This window comes from Actinomadura sp. 9N215 (genome assembly GCF_044326345.1).
In the GTDB taxonomy this organism is placed as follows: Bacteria; Actinomycetota; Actinomycetes; order Streptosporangiales; family Streptosporangiaceae; genus Spirillospora.
Window position 1 is genome coordinate 212,394 of the sequence record NZ_JBIRBA010000013.1, and the last position, 15,601, is coordinate 227,994.

Annotated in this window: 11 protein-coding genes; 7 read left to right on the forward strand and 4 right to left on the reverse strand. The window is 74.6% G+C overall.

Features of this window, described 5'->3' with window-relative positions; translation table 11 throughout:
* Positions 1-11: 11 nt before the first annotated feature.
* A complete protein-coding gene (locus ACH34T_RS22730) occupies positions 12-665 on the forward strand; it encodes a hypothetical protein (RefSeq protein ID WP_395994211.1) in 654 nt (217 codons plus the stop codon).
* On the opposite strand, the gene ACH34T_RS22735 is transcribed toward ACH34T_RS22730, so the two are convergent.
* Genes ACH34T_RS22735 through ACH34T_RS22750 form a run of 4 tightly spaced genes read right to left on the reverse strand, consistent with a single transcriptional unit; the run spans position 646 to position 6,995 of the window.
* A complete protein-coding gene (locus ACH34T_RS22735; RefSeq protein ID WP_395994212.1) occupies positions 646-2,847 on the reverse strand; it encodes a DUF3488 and transglutaminase-like domain-containing protein in 2,202 nt (733 codons plus the stop codon). The two genes, ACH34T_RS22730 and ACH34T_RS22735, sit on opposite strands and share 20 nt — an antisense overlap.
* Positions 2,844-3,974, reverse strand: a complete 1,131-nt coding sequence (locus ACH34T_RS22740) for a DUF58 domain-containing protein (RefSeq protein WP_395994213.1) — start codon at positions 3,972-3,974, stop codon at positions 2,844-2,846. The genes ACH34T_RS22735 and ACH34T_RS22740 overlap by 4 nt, the downstream gene beginning before the upstream one ends.
* Before the next feature lies 1 nt (position 3,975).
* Entirely contained in the window at positions 3,976-4,959 is a 984-nt protein-coding gene (locus ACH34T_RS22745) for an AAA family ATPase (RefSeq protein ID WP_395994214.1), read from the reverse strand.
* On the reverse strand, positions 4,959-6,995 hold the full coding sequence (locus ACH34T_RS22750; protein WP_395994215.1) for a fibronectin type III domain-containing protein: 2,037 nt from the start codon (positions 6,993-6,995) through the stop codon (positions 4,959-4,961). Before ACH34T_RS22750 ends, ACH34T_RS22745 begins: the two co-directional genes overlap by 1 nt.
* 375 nt (positions 6,996-7,370) lie before the next feature.
* On the opposite strand from ACH34T_RS22750, the gene ACH34T_RS22755 reads away from it, so the two are divergent.
* Genes ACH34T_RS22755 through ACH34T_RS22780 form a run of 6 tightly spaced genes read left to right on the forward strand, consistent with a single transcriptional unit; the run spans position 7,371 to position 15,591 of the window.
* Positions 7,371-8,129 (forward strand): M50 family metallopeptidase, encoded by a 759-nt coding sequence (locus tag ACH34T_RS22755; RefSeq protein ID WP_395994216.1) that lies wholly within the window; start codon positions 7,371-7,373, stop codon positions 8,127-8,129.
* 47 nt (positions 8,130-8,176) lie between these two features.
* Positions 8,177-9,475, forward strand: a complete 1,299-nt coding sequence (locus ACH34T_RS22760) for an SWIM zinc finger family protein (protein WP_395994217.1) — start codon at positions 8,177-8,179, stop codon at positions 9,473-9,475.
* Positions 9,472-10,980 (forward strand): DUF5691 domain-containing protein, encoded by a 1,509-nt coding sequence (locus ACH34T_RS22765; protein ID WP_395994218.1) that lies wholly within the window; start codon positions 9,472-9,474, stop codon positions 10,978-10,980. The genes ACH34T_RS22760 and ACH34T_RS22765 overlap by 4 nt, the downstream gene beginning before the upstream one ends.
* A complete protein-coding gene (locus tag ACH34T_RS22770; protein WP_395994220.1) occupies positions 10,977-12,107 on the forward strand; it encodes an AAA family ATPase in 1,131 nt (376 codons plus the stop codon). Before ACH34T_RS22765 ends, ACH34T_RS22770 begins: the two co-directional genes overlap by 4 nt.
* A complete protein-coding gene (locus ACH34T_RS22775; protein ID WP_395994221.1) occupies positions 12,068-14,404 on the forward strand; it encodes a DUF5682 family protein in 2,337 nt (778 codons plus the stop codon). The genes ACH34T_RS22770 and ACH34T_RS22775 overlap by 40 nt, the downstream gene beginning before the upstream one ends.
* Positions 14,401-15,591 carry a VWA domain-containing protein gene (locus ACH34T_RS22780; protein ID WP_395994222.1) on the forward strand — a complete coding sequence of 397 codons (1,191 nt, stop codon included), beginning with the start codon at positions 14,401-14,403 and terminating at the stop codon, positions 15,589-15,591. The genes ACH34T_RS22775 and ACH34T_RS22780 overlap by 4 nt, the downstream gene beginning before the upstream one ends.
* The last annotated feature ends 10 nt before the right edge of the window (positions 15,592-15,601 follow it).

The following is a 15,601-nucleotide window of genomic DNA, read 5'->3' on the forward strand; positions in this document are numbered from 1 at the left end:
CGGTATCGATCATGCCTGGTACGAGCATCTCCCTCGACGAGGCCGCCGACCTGACCCGCACGGGCGACGTGTGGCTGTTCCGCGGCCGGACGGTCGCGGACCGCGCCATCCAGATGACGACGAACAGCCCCGTCAACCATGTCGGGATGTCGCTGGTCATCGACGACCTGCCGCCGCTGATGTGGCACGCCGAGCTCGGCCGGTCGCTGCGGGACAGGTGGACGGGCGGGCACCACCGCGGCGCGCAGCTCCACGACCTGCGCGACGCCGTCCTGGCGTGGGGGAACCGGTACGGGCAGCGGGCGTGGCTGCGGCAGCTGGACCCGCCGCCGTCCAGGGGGACGGAGGACGCGGCGCTGCGGGCCGTGGCTCGGCTGGACGGCACGCCGTTCCCTTCGACGTCCAGGCTGGCGACGCGGTGGCTGCGCGGGCGGGTGCCGGTCCGGCGTCCCGCGGAGTGGGAGGCGCGCGGCGGCGCCGACGCCATGGAGACGGCGTTCTGCGCGGAGATCGTCGCGGTGACGTACCAGTCGATGGGGCTGCTGCCGAAGGGCCGCCGCCCGAACTGGTTCGACCCGGGCCGGTTCTGGAGCGGCGACGATCTGGAGCTGGAGACGGGCGCCGTCCTCGGCGGCGAGATCGCCGTCAGCCTCCCTTTGTCTTGACGCTGCTCGTCGTAACGCTGCGGCGGTCTTTCAGGGACCGCGGGTGGAGGCGGCGGCGGAACCGGCGGACGCGTCCGGCCTTGGCGGTGACGAGGCGTCCGAGCTCGTCGGTGTGCCGCCAGGCGCGGTCGGCGGCGTCCGGCTCCGGGTGGGACGCGGCGAAGCGGCTGCGGTTGACGAGGTCGGCGAGCGGGCGCAGGTGCCCGTCCGCGTCGTCGCCGACGTTGGACACCCCATAGCACGCGACCTCGTGCGCGGTCAGCGTCCGGGCGGTGGACAGGCCGACGTCCGCGAGGTGGTCGAGCGCCTGGTGCCAGGCGCCGGTGATGCGGGCGGCGGGCGTCCCCGTCCGGCGGCGACGCCTGCGCAAGGCGGGGGCGAGCAGGACGGCGAACACGTACCCGATGAGCAGGACGGCCACCGCGATCGAAGCGAACACCCACCACGGTGTGGGCTCGCCGCCAGTCGCGGCCGGTTTCTCAGGGCCCTTCTGCGGCGTGTTGCCCGGCCCTTGGCCGCGCTGCTGCGACGCCGCGTTCTTCTGCGCCTGCTCCAGCTTCTGCTCCGTCTCCCCTGCCGCGACCGCGTCGTTCTTCTTGGAGCGGCGCGCGTTGTCGGGGAGCGGGTTGAAGCGGATCCAGCCGAGACCGTCGAACTTGAGCTCGGGCCACGCCATCACGTCCCCGGAACGGACCTGGACGGTGTCGCCCACCCGGTTCCCGCCGTCGAAGCCCACCACGACCCGGGACGGCAGCCCGAGCGTCCTGGCGAGCAGCGCGTACGCGGTCGCGAAGTGCTCGGGCGTGCCCCGGCGGCCCTCGCCGAGGAAGTAGTCCAGCTGCCGGTAGCTGTGGCCGGGCGGCGCGGTCACGTCGTACCTGGCGTACCGCTTGAGGTACTCGGCGAGCATCGCGGCCTTCTGGATCGGCGACACCGCGCCCTGCGTCGCCGCGTCCGCGAACTTGCGGAACTCGGCGATCTGGACGGGCGGCTCCTTCGCGCCCGGCCCCCAGGGCAGTTCCCGCGCGGCCTTCGCCTCGGCGTCGACGGCGATCGCGGCGTCGGCGAGGTCTTCGGCGGTCCATTCCGGCACGACGGACTCGACCCGGTACGTCTGGCCCGGGCTGAGCGGCCGCGCGGCGGCGAGCGCGCCGCTGCCCGGGTCGACGACGACCGGGAGGCCGTCGACCTGCCGGGGCCGGTCGGCGGCGGGCACCCACACGCCCGGCAGGTCCCGGATGGTGATCCGCTGCGCGACCTCGTGTTTCTTCCCCGGCCGCGGCCCTTCCGGCACGCGCCTCCCGGTCGGCACGAACCGGGCGGTCGACGACCACGTCACGCCGTCGAACCGGTCGAGGACGGCGAGCCGCGCGATCTCGTTCCGCCGCGCCTGGACGGTGAACATCACCTGGTCGGGGCTCAGCAGCCAGCCGCCGACGCGGTCGAGCGGGCTGACGCTGTCGCGCTGCTGCGGCGGCGGGGCCCGTACCTGCTCGCGCGGGTTGTACGGATCGGCGCTCACCGGGACGACCGGCCCGGCCGCGAACGCCAGCCCGCCGAGCAGCGCGGCGGCGGGCACGCCGACGACGAGCGGCCGCCACGCGACACGTCCTCCGGCGAGATCCGCGCGGACGAGGACCAGCACCGCCACCAGCACCACGGTCGCGGCGGCGAGCGGCACGTTGGAGCCCGGGCCGTCCACCCCGAGCAGCAGGGACACCGCCCACACGGCGAGGGCCGGGACGCACGGGACGGCCCGCAGCGACGTCCGCAGCGCCAGCTCGGCGGACGCGAACGCCGCCAGCCACACCACCACGTTCACCAGGACGAGCAGCTCCGGCTTCGCCGGTGCGGGCAGCAGCGTCGTCAGGATCGACTTCCACGAGCTGAGCACGCCTTCGCGGAGCGCCTGCGGCAGCGTCCCGCCGCTGAGCGCGGGCCGCAGGACGGTGACCGCGACCGTGCCCGCCCACGCGACCACGGTCAGCACCAGCGAGATCCACAGCGGCCACGGACCCTTGTCCTTGCGCGGGCCCGAAAGCAGCGCGCACAGGACGGTCGGCACGGCCGCGGCGACGGCGGCGACAGGCAGCACCGGGCCGAGCCCGAAGACGCGCTGGAACGACAACCCGGCGACGGCGACCAGGCAGGACGTCACGGCGAGCGAGACGTAGCGCGTCACCGGACGCTCCCCAGCCGCCGCCACGCGTCCGCCAGACCGTCCAGGTCACCGAAGTCGACCAGGTGGACGCCGGGCGGCGCGGACGCGGGCCCCTCCGGACGGACCCGCAGCACCACCACCCGGTCGAACCGGCTCCGGACGGACGCGATCCGCCCCAGCTCCGCCGCACCCGACGTGACGACGACGAGCGACCCGCCCCCGCGCACACGGCGCACCGCGTCCACGGTGGACCGCGGCCCGGCCTGCGTCGTCACGGAGGTGAGCTTGTCGAGGACGATCTCCATGTCGTCGGGCCCGCCCCGCGTGTCGGCGAGCGGACCGTTCCCGGTCAGGATCCGGACCGGGAAGTTCGCCGCCGCCGCGCCCGCAGCGACCGACGCCGCCGCGTCCACGGCCAGCTCGAAGTCGTCCGGCTCGGGCCACGACTCCGGCCGCGCCTCCAGCACGACCGTGGTCGTGGGCAGGCTGGCGTCCACCAGCTGGCGGACCATGAGCGTGCCCGTCCGCGCCGACGACTTCCAGTGGATGTGGCGCAGCTCGTCGCCGATCACGTACTCGCGCAGGGCGTGGAACGTCGCCGTCCCGGCCGGGGACCTGTCGCTGGTCGGGCCCTCCAGGTGGTGGGCGCGGCCGGACGGCAGCAGCGGCAGCCGCACCGTCCGCGGCCGGACGAGCAGGATCTGCGGCGCCCCGTACTCGCGGACCCGCCGGGCCAGCCGCAGCGGGTCGGCCCGCACCAGCCGCAGCGGCCCCACGGGGATCTCGCCGCGCCGCTCCGTCGGCAGCCGGTACGTCACCGAGCGCGTCCCGCCGGGGCGCAGGCGCGGAACGTCCACGGCGACGGACTCCGCGCCCGCCGCGTCATGCGCGCTGAGCCCGCGCGCGCCGCGACCCTTGTTCGTCACGTGCAGGACGCCCACGGCCGGTTCGCCGCGCTCCACCTTCGTCGGCGCGATCTCCCGGCGGACGTCCAGCTTCGGCTGCGGCAGCGTCCACAGTGCGGCGGCCGCGACCGCGACGAGCCCGGTGACCGCGAGCATCGCGGGCTCCGGATAGCCGAGCCACCAGCCCGCCGCGTACAGCGGCGCCGACACGGCCGCCGTCCCCCATCCGAGCGGCGTCAGCACGTCACACCCCAGCCGCCTGCGGCGTCGGCACGTTCTGCAGCGCTTCGCCGACGATGTCCGCGCCGGTGCGGCCGCGCAGCTCCGCCTCCGGCGTCACGATCAGCCGGTGCGCGATCACCGGGACGGCGAGCGCCTTCACGTCCTCCGGGACGATGTACGACCGTCCGGCCGCCGCCGCCCGCACCCGCGCCGCGCGCAGCAGCGCGATGCTGGCCCGCGGGCTCGCGCCGAGCCGCAGGTCGGGGTGCTCGCGGGTCGCCGCGACGACCCGCACCAGGTAGTCGTAGAGCGGCGCCGCGACATGCAGCCGCTGCGCGAAGTCGATCATCCGGGCGAGGTCCTCGCGGGCCATCACCGGCGGCATCTGGTCGAGCATCGCGCCGGTCGGCGCGCCCGCGAGCAGCGTCACCTCCGCCTGGTGGTCGGGGTAGCCCATGGAGATCCGCATCAGAAACCGGTCGAGCTGCGCCTCGGGGAGCGGGTACGTGCCGTCCATGTCGACGGGGTTCTGCGTCGCGATCACCATGAACGGGCGCGGCACCGGATGCGGCGTGCCCTCCACCGTCACCCGGCGCTCCTCCATGACCTCCAGCAGCGCCGACTGCGTCTTCGGCGATCCGCGGTTGATCTCGTCAGCGACGGCGAGGTTGGCGAAGATCGGCCCGGCGTGGAACTCGAACGCGCTCGTCCCCTGGTTGAAGATCGACACGCCGGTGATGTCGCTGGGCAGCAGGTCGGGCGTGAACTGGATCCGCGTCCACTTCGCCTCCACCGACGCCGACATCGCCCGCGCCAGCGTCGTCTTGCCGACGCCCGGGACGTCCTCGACCAGCAGATGGCCCTCGGACAGCAGGCAGATCAGCGCCAGCTCCACCTTCTCCCGCTTGCCGCGCACCACCCGCTCGATGTTGCCCGCCAGCGCCGCGAACATCTGCGCGAACCGGCCGACCAGGGCCTCCGCGTCCATTCCCGCGTTCTCGGTCATCAGACGCACCCCCACAGCGTCGACGAGAAGGTCCCCGAGTTCGACCCCGGGGTGGCCACGTACAGGTCGCTGACCCAGCGCACCTTGCCGTCGTATTCGATCTTGTCCCAGATGGCGCTCTTGCGGCTGGCGTCGTTGTCGTCGGTGACTCCGGTGCCCTGCTGCTGGCAGATCACCTTCACCGCGCCGGTGAAGCCCTTCGGGAACTCGCCGTCCTGCGCGTACGTGGTGCCCGGCCCGGAGCGCAGATTGGTGGTGGTGCTGTCGTTGTGGTGCCCGTTGTAGGTCTGGGCGTGCGCGGCGGGGTCGAGGTTCGCGGTGGCGCTCACCGGCGTGGACGAGCCCGCGCCGTTGCGGGCGGTCACGGTGAGCGTGTAGGTCCGTCCGTTGGTCAGGCCCCTGACCTCGTGCGAGGTGTTCTTTCCGCTGGCCGGGCCGCCGCCGTCCCAGGTGATCTCGTAGGTGACGTCGTAGCCGGACGACTTGCCCCAGGTCAGGTCGGCGCCGTGGTTGACGGGCTTGGCGTTCAGCGACGTCGGCGGGCCGGGGGCCGTGCAGGCGGTGGCGCCGACCTCGCCGGACTCGCTGTAGGCGGGCCTGCCGTCCTTGCCCTTGTACTCGGCGGCCACCTTGTAGATGTGGGTCGTCGTGTCGCAGGTCAGGCCGCCGACCTTGAACGTCCCGCCGGAACTGGTCGCCGGGAACTGGGCCGGGCTGGCGCCCGCGACGGGTGCGCCCGACCGGTCCAGCAGGACGAACCTGGTCACCGGGTAGACGCCCTGCGGCTGCGCGGCGGGCGTGAACCGCACGTTGACGGAGCCGTTGTCGCCGGACGCGGCGGGCGTCGGCGGGTCGGGGGCGCTCGGGTCCTTCTTCACCGGCGGCCTGCCCTGCGGCGGGACGGTGTTCGACCCGCCGCTGCCGCCACCGGACCCGTTGCGGTTGCCTTGCCCGCCGCCGGGGTTCTGCTGGACGGGCAGCGGACGCCGCGCGCCACCCGGGATCTTGTCCTCGTACTTCTTGATGCGCTTGACGCCGCCGTTCGAGTCGAACGCGAACGCGACCGCGCCGTTCGGGTCGTTCACCCACAGCAGGTGGTCGCGGACGAGGACCTCGATCGTCCCGCCGGGCCGCGTCGCCGTGATCGGCCGCTCCCAGGCGCCCCGGTCGGTGTTGAAGACCAGCAGCTGCCCGGACGTGCGGTCGGGCAGGTAGACGCGGGGACCGAGCACGTGCGGCGGCTCGAAGGCGTGGTCCGGCATGCGCAGCGCGACCGACTCGACGCGTCCGACGCCGGTGTCCAGCAGGTACAGCGCGCCGCCCGCGCCGAGCATCGGGACGATCTGCCCGTCGGCGACGGCCGGGACCTTGACGCCGTGCCGCGTCTTAGCGACGGGCGCGGGCAGGTTGATCCGCTGCGTGCCCTCGGGCCGGACGATCAGCGCTGTCGCGGACGTGCTGTCGACGACCACCGGCCGCCCCGCGGCGATCGTCAGCGCGAGACGGTCGCCTGGCTTGCCCACGGCGACAGGCGCGGCCTTGCCGCCGTCCCGGAACGGGACGACCTCGCCCGTCTGCGGGACGGGCACCCACAGCGCCCCGTCGGCGTCGATGCCCGCCTGGCCGAGCGGCGCGGTGAGCGTCGCGGACGGCCCGACCGGTGTGAGCTTCAGCGGGTCGATCCGCTGGACGGAGCCCTTGACCGCGTCGATCGTGTACGCGGCCCCGGCCCCGGCGACGACCTGCAGCCCCGGCCCGCCGACCGGACGGCTGCCCGTGATCTTGAGCTGGGACGGGTCGATCCGGCTCACGACGCCGGTGTCCTGGTCGACCAGCAGCACGGTCGTGCCGTCCTGGACGATCTTGATGTTGTGGCCGCGCATCTGCGGGACCACGGCCGCCTTCCCATCGACCTTGCCCGCCAGCCCGTTGGCGTGCACGACGATGCCCTTGGCGCTCGCGCTCAGCCAGGCGCCGACGTCCGCGAGCTTGTACCGGGCGCTGGCCGTGCCCACCCCGTACACGAGCGCGCTCACGCAGAGCACCCCGACGAGCCCGGCCGCGATCTGCCCCGTCAAACTGTCGCGCCGGAAATAATGGAATATTCCGCGCCGCCCATGGGCGGGCGCGGAGGATCGGTCCCCGTTCAATCCCCGTCACCCTCTCGTCGCGCCGCTGATCGGGAGCCACCAACCTCGGCGCGAAGGGCACCATAACCGTAATGAGGGGCGCGCCGTAACGGGATTCACGAAGATCTCACCTGGTGATACGGCGTAACACGGCGGGTTACGGGTGGCGCGGCATGACATAGGTCACATCTGCGGACCCCGCCGGATCCGCACCGCGCCGAACCGAACGCGAACGTTATCCGCGACGTCCTAAGGTTGGGCATCGCGACGACGACTTCCGAGGTGGACGTGGACGACATCAGCATCGGCGACCTGTGGGACCGCGTGACGGGCACCCAGCCCGACCCCCCGTTGTGGCTGGTCGTCCTCGTCGGCGTGGTGGCGCTCGGCTCGGTCGTCCACGGGCCCACCTGGCGGATCGCGCGGAACACCGTGACGATCGCGCACGAGGGCGGGCACGCGCTGATCGCCCTGGTCACCGGCCGGAAGCTGGACGGCATCAAGCTGCACTCCGACACCTCGGGCGTGACCGTCTCGCGCGGCAAGCCGCACGGCCCCGGCATGATCTTCACGGCGATGGCGGGGTATCTGACGCCGCCGCTGCTCGGCCTGTTCTTCGCGCTGCTCCTCGCCGACGGCCGCATCACGCTGATGCTGTGGTTCTCGCTGGCCCTGCTCGCGGGGATGCTCGTCATGATCCGCAACGCCTACGGCGCGCTGTCGGTGATCGTCACCGGCGCGGTCATCTTCGCGGTGTCGTGGCTGGGCAGCGCCGAGGTGCAGGCCGGGTTCGCCTACCTGGCGGCCTGGTTCCTGCTGCTGGCGGCGACCCGTCCGGTGATCGAGCTGCAGCGGATGCGCGCCCAGCGGATGGCGCCGAGCTCGGACGCCGACCAGCTCGCGAACCTCACCGGCGTCCCCGGCCTGGCGTGGGTGGGCCTGTTCGGCGCGACCGCGCTGGTCGCGCTGCTGGCCGGAGGCGTCCTCCTCGTCCCGGACGGCCTGTCCATGCCCGACTTCTCCGGCACGTCCGCGCCGTGATCGGCGGCTGCTGCGGTTTGTCCTAGGGCGCCGATAGTTTCGATGGTGTGAGCGATCGATGGGACCGGCGGCAGGTGCTCGGCCTCGCGCCCGACGCGCCGTCCGCGAAGGCGGCGGGCGGCGTCGCCAAGCCGGGCAGGTGGGCCGGGACGGGCTGCGACGGCGAGGCCGTGTGGGGCGAGTGCCAGGGCAGCGGCAAGTCCGTCTACCGGACGTCCGCCGACCTGACCGAGCCCGCGTTCCGGTGCACCTGCCCGAGCCGTAAGTTCCCCTGCAAGCACGCGCTGGGGCTGCTCCTGCTCTGGGCGGACGGGACGGTCGGCCCCGGGCCGCGTCCGGCATGGACGGCCGAGTGGATCGAGGAGCGGCGGGAGCGCGCTGACAAGACGGCGCAGCGGCGTGCCGTGTCGGCCGCCAAAACCAGGGACCCGAAGACCGTCGAGCGGCGGGAGCGGCGCGTCGACGACGGGCTCGCCGAGCTCGACCAGTGGCTCCGCGACCAGGTCGCGCACGGCCTCGCGCAGGCGGAGAAGGCCCCCTACCGGGTGTGGGACGATGCGGCCCGGCGGCTCGTCGACGCGCAGGCGGGCGCGCTGGCCGGGCAGGTCAAGGGCCTCGCGGCGATCCCCCGTCAGCCCGGCTGGCCCGACCGGCTGCTGGAGGAGTACGCGCTGCTGCGGCTGCTGGTGCGGGCGTACCGGCGGCGTGACGAGCTGTCGAACGGGCTGCGCGGCACCGTCCGGTCGCATGTCGGGTTCACCGTCCCGCAGGAGGACGTGCTGGCGGGCGGGGAGCGCGTCCGGGACGACTGGTGGGTGACCGGCTCGCGCGACACCGCGCAGGACCTCCTGACGACGCGCCGGATATGGCTGCTGGGGCGGCGGACGCGGCGTCCGGCGCTCGTGTTGTCCTTCGCCGCGCCGGGCATGTCCCTGGACGCGTCGCTCCTCGTGGGCACGGAGGTCGACGCGGAGCTGGCGTTCTATCCGGGTTCGCCGCCGCTGCGGGCCCTGGTCGCCGAGCGGCACGGGGCGGCGGCGCCGGGCAGGCCCGCCGGGACGTCCGTCCAGGGGTTCCTGGACGAGCACGCCGCCGCCGTCGCGCGGGACCCGTGGCTCGGCCGCTGGCCCGTGACGCTGGAGGACGTGCGCCTGGCCCGGTCCGCGAACGGCGACCTGGCCGTGGTCGACGGCGCCGGTGACGCGCTGCCGCTCCGGCTGGGCGACCCGTGGCGGCTGCTCGCGCTGTCGGGCGGCGGTCCGGTCACGCTGGCCGGCGAGTGGAGCGCGCGCGGCCTGCGCCCGCTGGCCGCATGGCACGACGACGAGGGGACGGTGGTCCTGTGACCGCGTGGAACGAGCACGTCACCGCCGCGCTGCTCGGCACGGAGCGCCGCGACCCGCCCGTCCTGCCGGACGCGCCCGCCGACATGGGCGACAAGCCCGGGCGGCTGCTCGACCAGGCGGCGGTGCTGGCCGTCCGGCGGCGGGCGGGGCTGGTCCCTTCGGTCGAGGCGCCCGAGCCGGTGGCGCTCGCCCCGGTGGAGGACGTCCCGGTCGTGCCGGGCCCGGCGGCGGCGCGGCTGCGGCGGATCCTCAGCGGCGAGCAGATCCGGGTGCTGCCCGAATGGCTGGACGCGGTGGCCCGCCGCGGCTTCCGCGTCCCCGCGCAATCGCTGCCCGACCTGCTCGAACGCGGGCGCGGCGACCGGATCCTGCGGCCGCCGATCGCGCGGGCTGCCGGGCGGCGCGGCGTGTGGCTGGCCCTGCAGAACACCGACTGGGCGTACCTGGTGGGCTCCGGCGACGATCCCGGCGGCGGCCCCGAGGTGTGGGAGACGGGCACGCGCAACCGGCGCGTGGCCTACCTGACCGGGCTCCGCGCCACCGAGCCGGCCAAGGCGCGGGAGCTGCTGCGCGCGACGTGGGCGACGGAGCCCGCGCCCGACCGGGCGGCGTTCCTCGCGACGTTCGAGCACGGGCTGTCGCCGGACGACGAGGAGTTCCTCGAATCGGCGCTGGAGGATCGCGGCAAGGACGTCAGGCAGCTCGCGTCCGACCTGCTCGCCCGCATGCCCGGATCGGCGTACGGGGAGCGGATGGCCGCGCGCGCCCGCGCCTGCCTCACCGCCGAGACACGCGTCGCGCGCGGCCGGAAGCAGACCTGGATCCGCGTCGAGCCGCCGCACGCCCACGGCGACGACCTGGCGCGCGACGGCGTCCCGTTCCATCCGAGCGGATCGTTCGCGCCGCGGAGCGGCGGCGCGCCGGTCGGCACGCGGGCGGCGTGGCTGCGCGAGATCCTCGCCCGCACGCCCCTGTCGACCTGGACGGAGCTGTTCGCGCTGCCACCGATGGAGATCGTGTGTCTCCCGGTCTCGGAGTCCGAGGGGCGGGACGTCCACATCGGGTGGGCCCGCGCCGCGCTCGGCCAGCGCGACGCCGGCTGGGCCCGCGCGCTGCTCAAGGGCGGCGTCATGGTGGACGAGCCCGAGGCGCTCGCCGACCTGCTGTCCGTCCTGCCTGAGGCGGAGCGCGACGCGGCGGCGGCCGACCTGATCAGGTGGGTGGAGGGGCAGCCCGACCTGCTGCGGGTGCTGGAGCGCGTGCCCGGGCCGTGGACGGGCGCGCTCGCGTCGGCGGTCGTCGCGACGCTCGCCGCCTCGGCGGAGCGGGCCACCCGGCGCGACGAGCACCTGATCACGCAGCTGTGCCGGATCGCCGACCTGCGGCTCGACCCGGCCGCCGCGTCCCGGCTCGACGTCCTGGAACCGGCGGTCCCGCGGGCCGTGACCGAACTGACCGCCACCTTGCGATTCCGCGACGAGATGCTGAAGGAGCTCAACCAGTGACCGAAGAGAATGCGCCGGGGGGCCTGGGGGGTCGTCCCGCCGGAGAGGCGGACGCCGTTCTGCGGCCGCACGCCGAGCAGGAGCACGCCGGGGAGCTGGCGCGGCTGGCCGAGCACGACGACCGGCCCCGCCCGCCCGGCTGGCGGCTGTCGCCGTGGGCCGTCACCACGTACCTGCTGGGCGGCGAGCTGCCCGACGGCACGGCGATCAGCCCGAAGTACGTGGGGCCGCGCCGGCTGATGGAGGTCGCGGTCGCGACGCTCGCCACCGACCGGGCGCTGCTGCTGCTCGGCGTGCCGGGGACGGCGAAGACGTGGGTGTCGGAGCATCTCGCGGCCGCCGTCAGCGGCGACTCCACGCTGCTCGTCCAGGGGACGGCGGGCACGTCGGAGGAGGCCGTCCGGTACGGGTGGAACTACGCGCGGCTGCTCGCCGAGGGGCCGTCCGAGAAGGCGCTGGTGGAGAGCCCGATGATGCGGGCGATGCGGCGCGGCACGGTCGCCCGCGTCGAGGAGCTGACCCGGATGCCGTCGGACGTCCAGGACAGCCTGATCACCGTCCTGTCGGAGAAGACGCTGCCCGTCCCGGAGCTGAACACCGAGGTGCAGGCGCGCAAGGGCTTCACGGTCATCGCGACCGCGAACGACCGCGACCGGGGCGTGAACGAGCTGTCCAGCGCGCTGCGCCGCCGGTTCAACACGGTCGTGCTGCCGCTGCCCGAGTCCGTCGAGGACGAGGTCGACATCGTGGCCCGCCGCGTCGACCAGATCGGCGCCGGCCTTGAGTTGCCCGAGTCCCCGGCGGGGCTGGAGGAGATCCGCCGCGTCGTCACCGTGTTCCGCGAGCTGCGCTCCGGTGTGACGGGCGACGGGCGGACCAAGCTCAAGTCGCCCAGCGCGACGCTCAGCACCGCCGAGGCCATCTCGGTGATCACGAGCGGGCTGGCGCTGGCCGCGCACTTCGGCGACGGCGTGCTGCGCGCCGCGGACGTGGCGGGCGGGATCGTGGGCGCCGTCGTCCAGGACCCGGTGTCCGACCGGGTGGTGTGGCAGGAGTACCTGGAGGCCGTCGTGCGGGACCGTCCGGAATGGCGGGACTTCTACCGCGCCTGCCGGGAGGTGTCTTGAGCCACGTCGAGGTCTACGGGGTCCGGCACCACGGGCCCGGCTCGGCGCGGGCGCTGCGCGGCGCCCTGGAGGAGTTCAAGCCGGACGCGGTGCTCATCGAGGGCCCGCCCGAGGCCGACCCGATCGTGGAGCTGGCCGGCGACCCGGGCATGGTGCCGCCGGTCGCGCTGCTCGCCTACTCCCCCGCCACGTCGCCGGACTCCGGTAAGGGCGACGGCGGCGACCGGAAGGCGGCGTTCTGGCCGTTCGCCGAGTTCAGCCCGGAATGGCAGGCGATCCGGTACGGGCTCGGCGCGGGCGTGCCCGTCCGCTTCTGCGATCTTCCGGCGGCGCACCAGCTCGTCCCGACCGGCGAGGACGAAGCGGAGAAGGCCGAAGAGGGCGGTGAGGCGGCGGAGGAGGGGATCCGGCTCGACCCGCTCGGCTGGCTCGCGAAGGCCGCCGGGTACGACGACGCCGAACGCTGGTGGGACGACGTCGTCGAGCACCGCGGCGGCGGGCGCCTGCCCGAGGAGGCGCCGTTCCCCGCGATCGCGGAGGCCATGACGGAGCTGCGCGAGCAGCTGGCCGGGCTGCCGGAGGGGGCGGCGTCCGCCGGGCTGCCGCCCGGGCATCTGCGGCGCGAGGAGCAGCGCGAGGCCCATATGCGGCGGACGCTGCGCCGCACCCTCAAGGAGGGGCACGAGCGGGTCGCGGTGGTATGCGGGGCGTGGCACGTCCCGGCCCTGCGGGCGAAGGTCCCGGCGGCGCACGACGACCGGACGCTGCGCGGCCTGCCCAAGGCCAAGATCGCGATGACGTGGGTGCCGTGGACGCACGGGCGGCTCGCGGGGCACTCCGGCTACGGGGCCGGGGTCCGGTCGCCCGGCTGGTACCACCATCTTTTCGCGGCGCGGGACCGTCCGATCGAGCGGTGGCTGACGGCCGCCGCCCGCGTCCTGCGCGACGAGGACCTGCACGTCTCGTCCGCGCACGTGATCGAGGCGGTGCGGCTGGCCGAGGCGCTCGCCGCGCTGCGCGGCCGTCCCCTCGCCGGGCTGGACGAGGTGACCGAGGCGACGCGGGCGGTGCTGTGCGAGGGCGCCGACCTGCCCGTCGAGCTGATCCAGAAGCGGATGGTGGTCGGGGAGCGGCTCGGCGCCGTCCCGGAGCGGACGCCGATGGTGCCGCTCCAGCGCGACCTTCAGGCCGAGCAGCGGCGGCTGCGGCTCAAGCCGTCCGCGCTCGACAAGGAGCAGGACCTCGACCTGCGCAAACCGACCGATCTTGAGCGCAGCCGGCTGCTGCACCGGCTCCGCCTCCTGGACGTCGACTGGGGCGTCCCTGCCGACACCGGCCGCTCCAAGGGCACGTTCCGCGAGACGTGGACGCTCGTCTGGCGTCCCGAGTTCGACGTCGAGCTGATCGAGGCGAGCGCGTGGGGCACGACCGTCCGCGGCGCGACGACGGCCCGGGCCAAGGCGCTCGCCACCCAGGCGACCGCGCTCGCCGACCTGACGTCCGTGGCTGAGCGCTGCCTGCTCGCCGATCTCGGCGACGCGCTGCCCACCGTCATGCAGGCGCTCGCCGACCGGGCCGCCGTCGACACGGACGTCGCGCACCTGATGTCGGCGATGCCCGCGCTGGTCAGGGCGCTGCGGTACGGGGATGTGCGCGGCACGTCCACGGGCCCGCTCCGCACGGTCGTGGACGGCCTCGTGGTCCGCGTCTGCGTCGGCCTGCCACCGGCGATCACCGGCCTGGACGACGACGCCGCCCGCGAGTTCCTCGGCCACGTCGACGCCGTGCACGGCGCGCTGGCGCTGCTCGCCGACGACGACCACATCGAGCGCTGGCGCCGCACGCTGGAGGGCCTGCTCTCCCGTCCCGACACCCTGCACGGCCTGATCGAGGGGCGCCTCACCCGCCTCCTCCTCGACGCGGGCCGCCTGCACGACGTCCCCGACCGGATGGCGCGGGCCGTGTCCACGGGCACCCCGCCCGCCCGGGCCGCCGCCTGGGTCGAGGGCTTCCTGTCCGGAGGCGCCCTGCTGCTCATGCACGACGAGACGCTCCTCCGCCTCGTCGACGGCTGGATCTCCGGGCTGCCCGGCGACTCGTTCACCGACGTCCTGCCGCTGCTGCGCCGCACCTTCGGGGCGTACGCGTCCGCGGAGCGCCGCGCCATCGGCGAGCAGTTGCGCCGCCTCGACCGCGCGCCCGCGGCTTCGTCCCGTCCGCCCGAGGACGACGTCGACGGGGCCCGCGCCGCCCCGGCCACCGCCACGACCCTGCACATCCTCGGATGGGAGCGATGACCGTGACCGATGGGGCGATGCCCGAGAACGAGCGGCTGCGGCGGTGGCGGCTGGTGCTCGGCGGCGAGAAGTCCGACGGGACGGGCGTGTCGCTCGCCGGCGACGACGTGCGGATGGACGGCGCGCTGGAGAAGCTCTACGGGACCGGCGACGACGACGGACGCCCCCGGCCGGGACGGCGGAGCGCCGGGCTCGGCGATTCCGCGCCCTCGGTGGCGCGGTGGCTCGGCGACATCCGCGCGTACTTCCCGTCCAGCGTGGTGCAGGTCATGCAGAAGGACGCGATCGAGCGCCTCGACCTGACCCGGCTGCTGATCGAGCCCGAGATGCTGGACGCCGTCGAACCGGACGTCCACCTGGTCGGGACGCTGCTGTCGCTGAACAAGGTGCTGCCCGACCGGGCCCGCGAGTCGGCGCGCGCGGTGGTGCGGAAGGTCGTCCACGACCTGGAGCGGCGGCTCGCGCAGAAGACGCGGTCGGCGGTCGGCGGCGCGCTGGACCGGTCGGCGCGGGTGCTGCGGCCGAAGCGGCTCGCCGACGTCGACTGGGAGCGGACGATCCGCGCGAACCTGCGGAACTACCTGCCCGAGCACGGGACGCTCGTCCCGGAGCGGCTGATCGGGTACGGGCGGCGGCAGCAGGCCGTCAAGCGGGACGTGGTCCTGGCGATCGACCAGAGCGGGTCGATGGCGGCGTCGGTGGTGTACGCGAGCGTGTTCGGCGCGGTGCTGGCGTCGATGCGGTCGCTGCGGACGTCCCTCGTCGTGTTCGACACGAACGTCGTCGACCTGACCGACCAGCTGCACGACCCGGTGGAGGTGCTGTTCGGCACCCAGCTCGGCGGCGGCACCGACATCAACCGGGCCGTCGCGTACTGCCAGAGCCTCGTGACGCGCCCGAACGACACGATCCTCGTGCTGATCAGCGACCTCTACGAGGGCGGGATCCGGGACGAGCTGCTGCGGCGGGTGGCGGCGCTGACGGCGGCGGGCGTGCAGGTCGTCGTGCTGCTCGCGCTGTCGGACGAGGGCGCGCCCGCCTACGACCACGAGAACGCGGCGGCGCTGGCCGCGCTGGACGTCCCGGCGTTCGCGTGCACGCCGGACGCGTTCCCCGGCCTGATGGCCGCCGCGATCGAGCGCCGCGACCTGAAGGAATGGTCGGAGCGACACCCCGGCTCGGCGTGAGCCCGGCCGC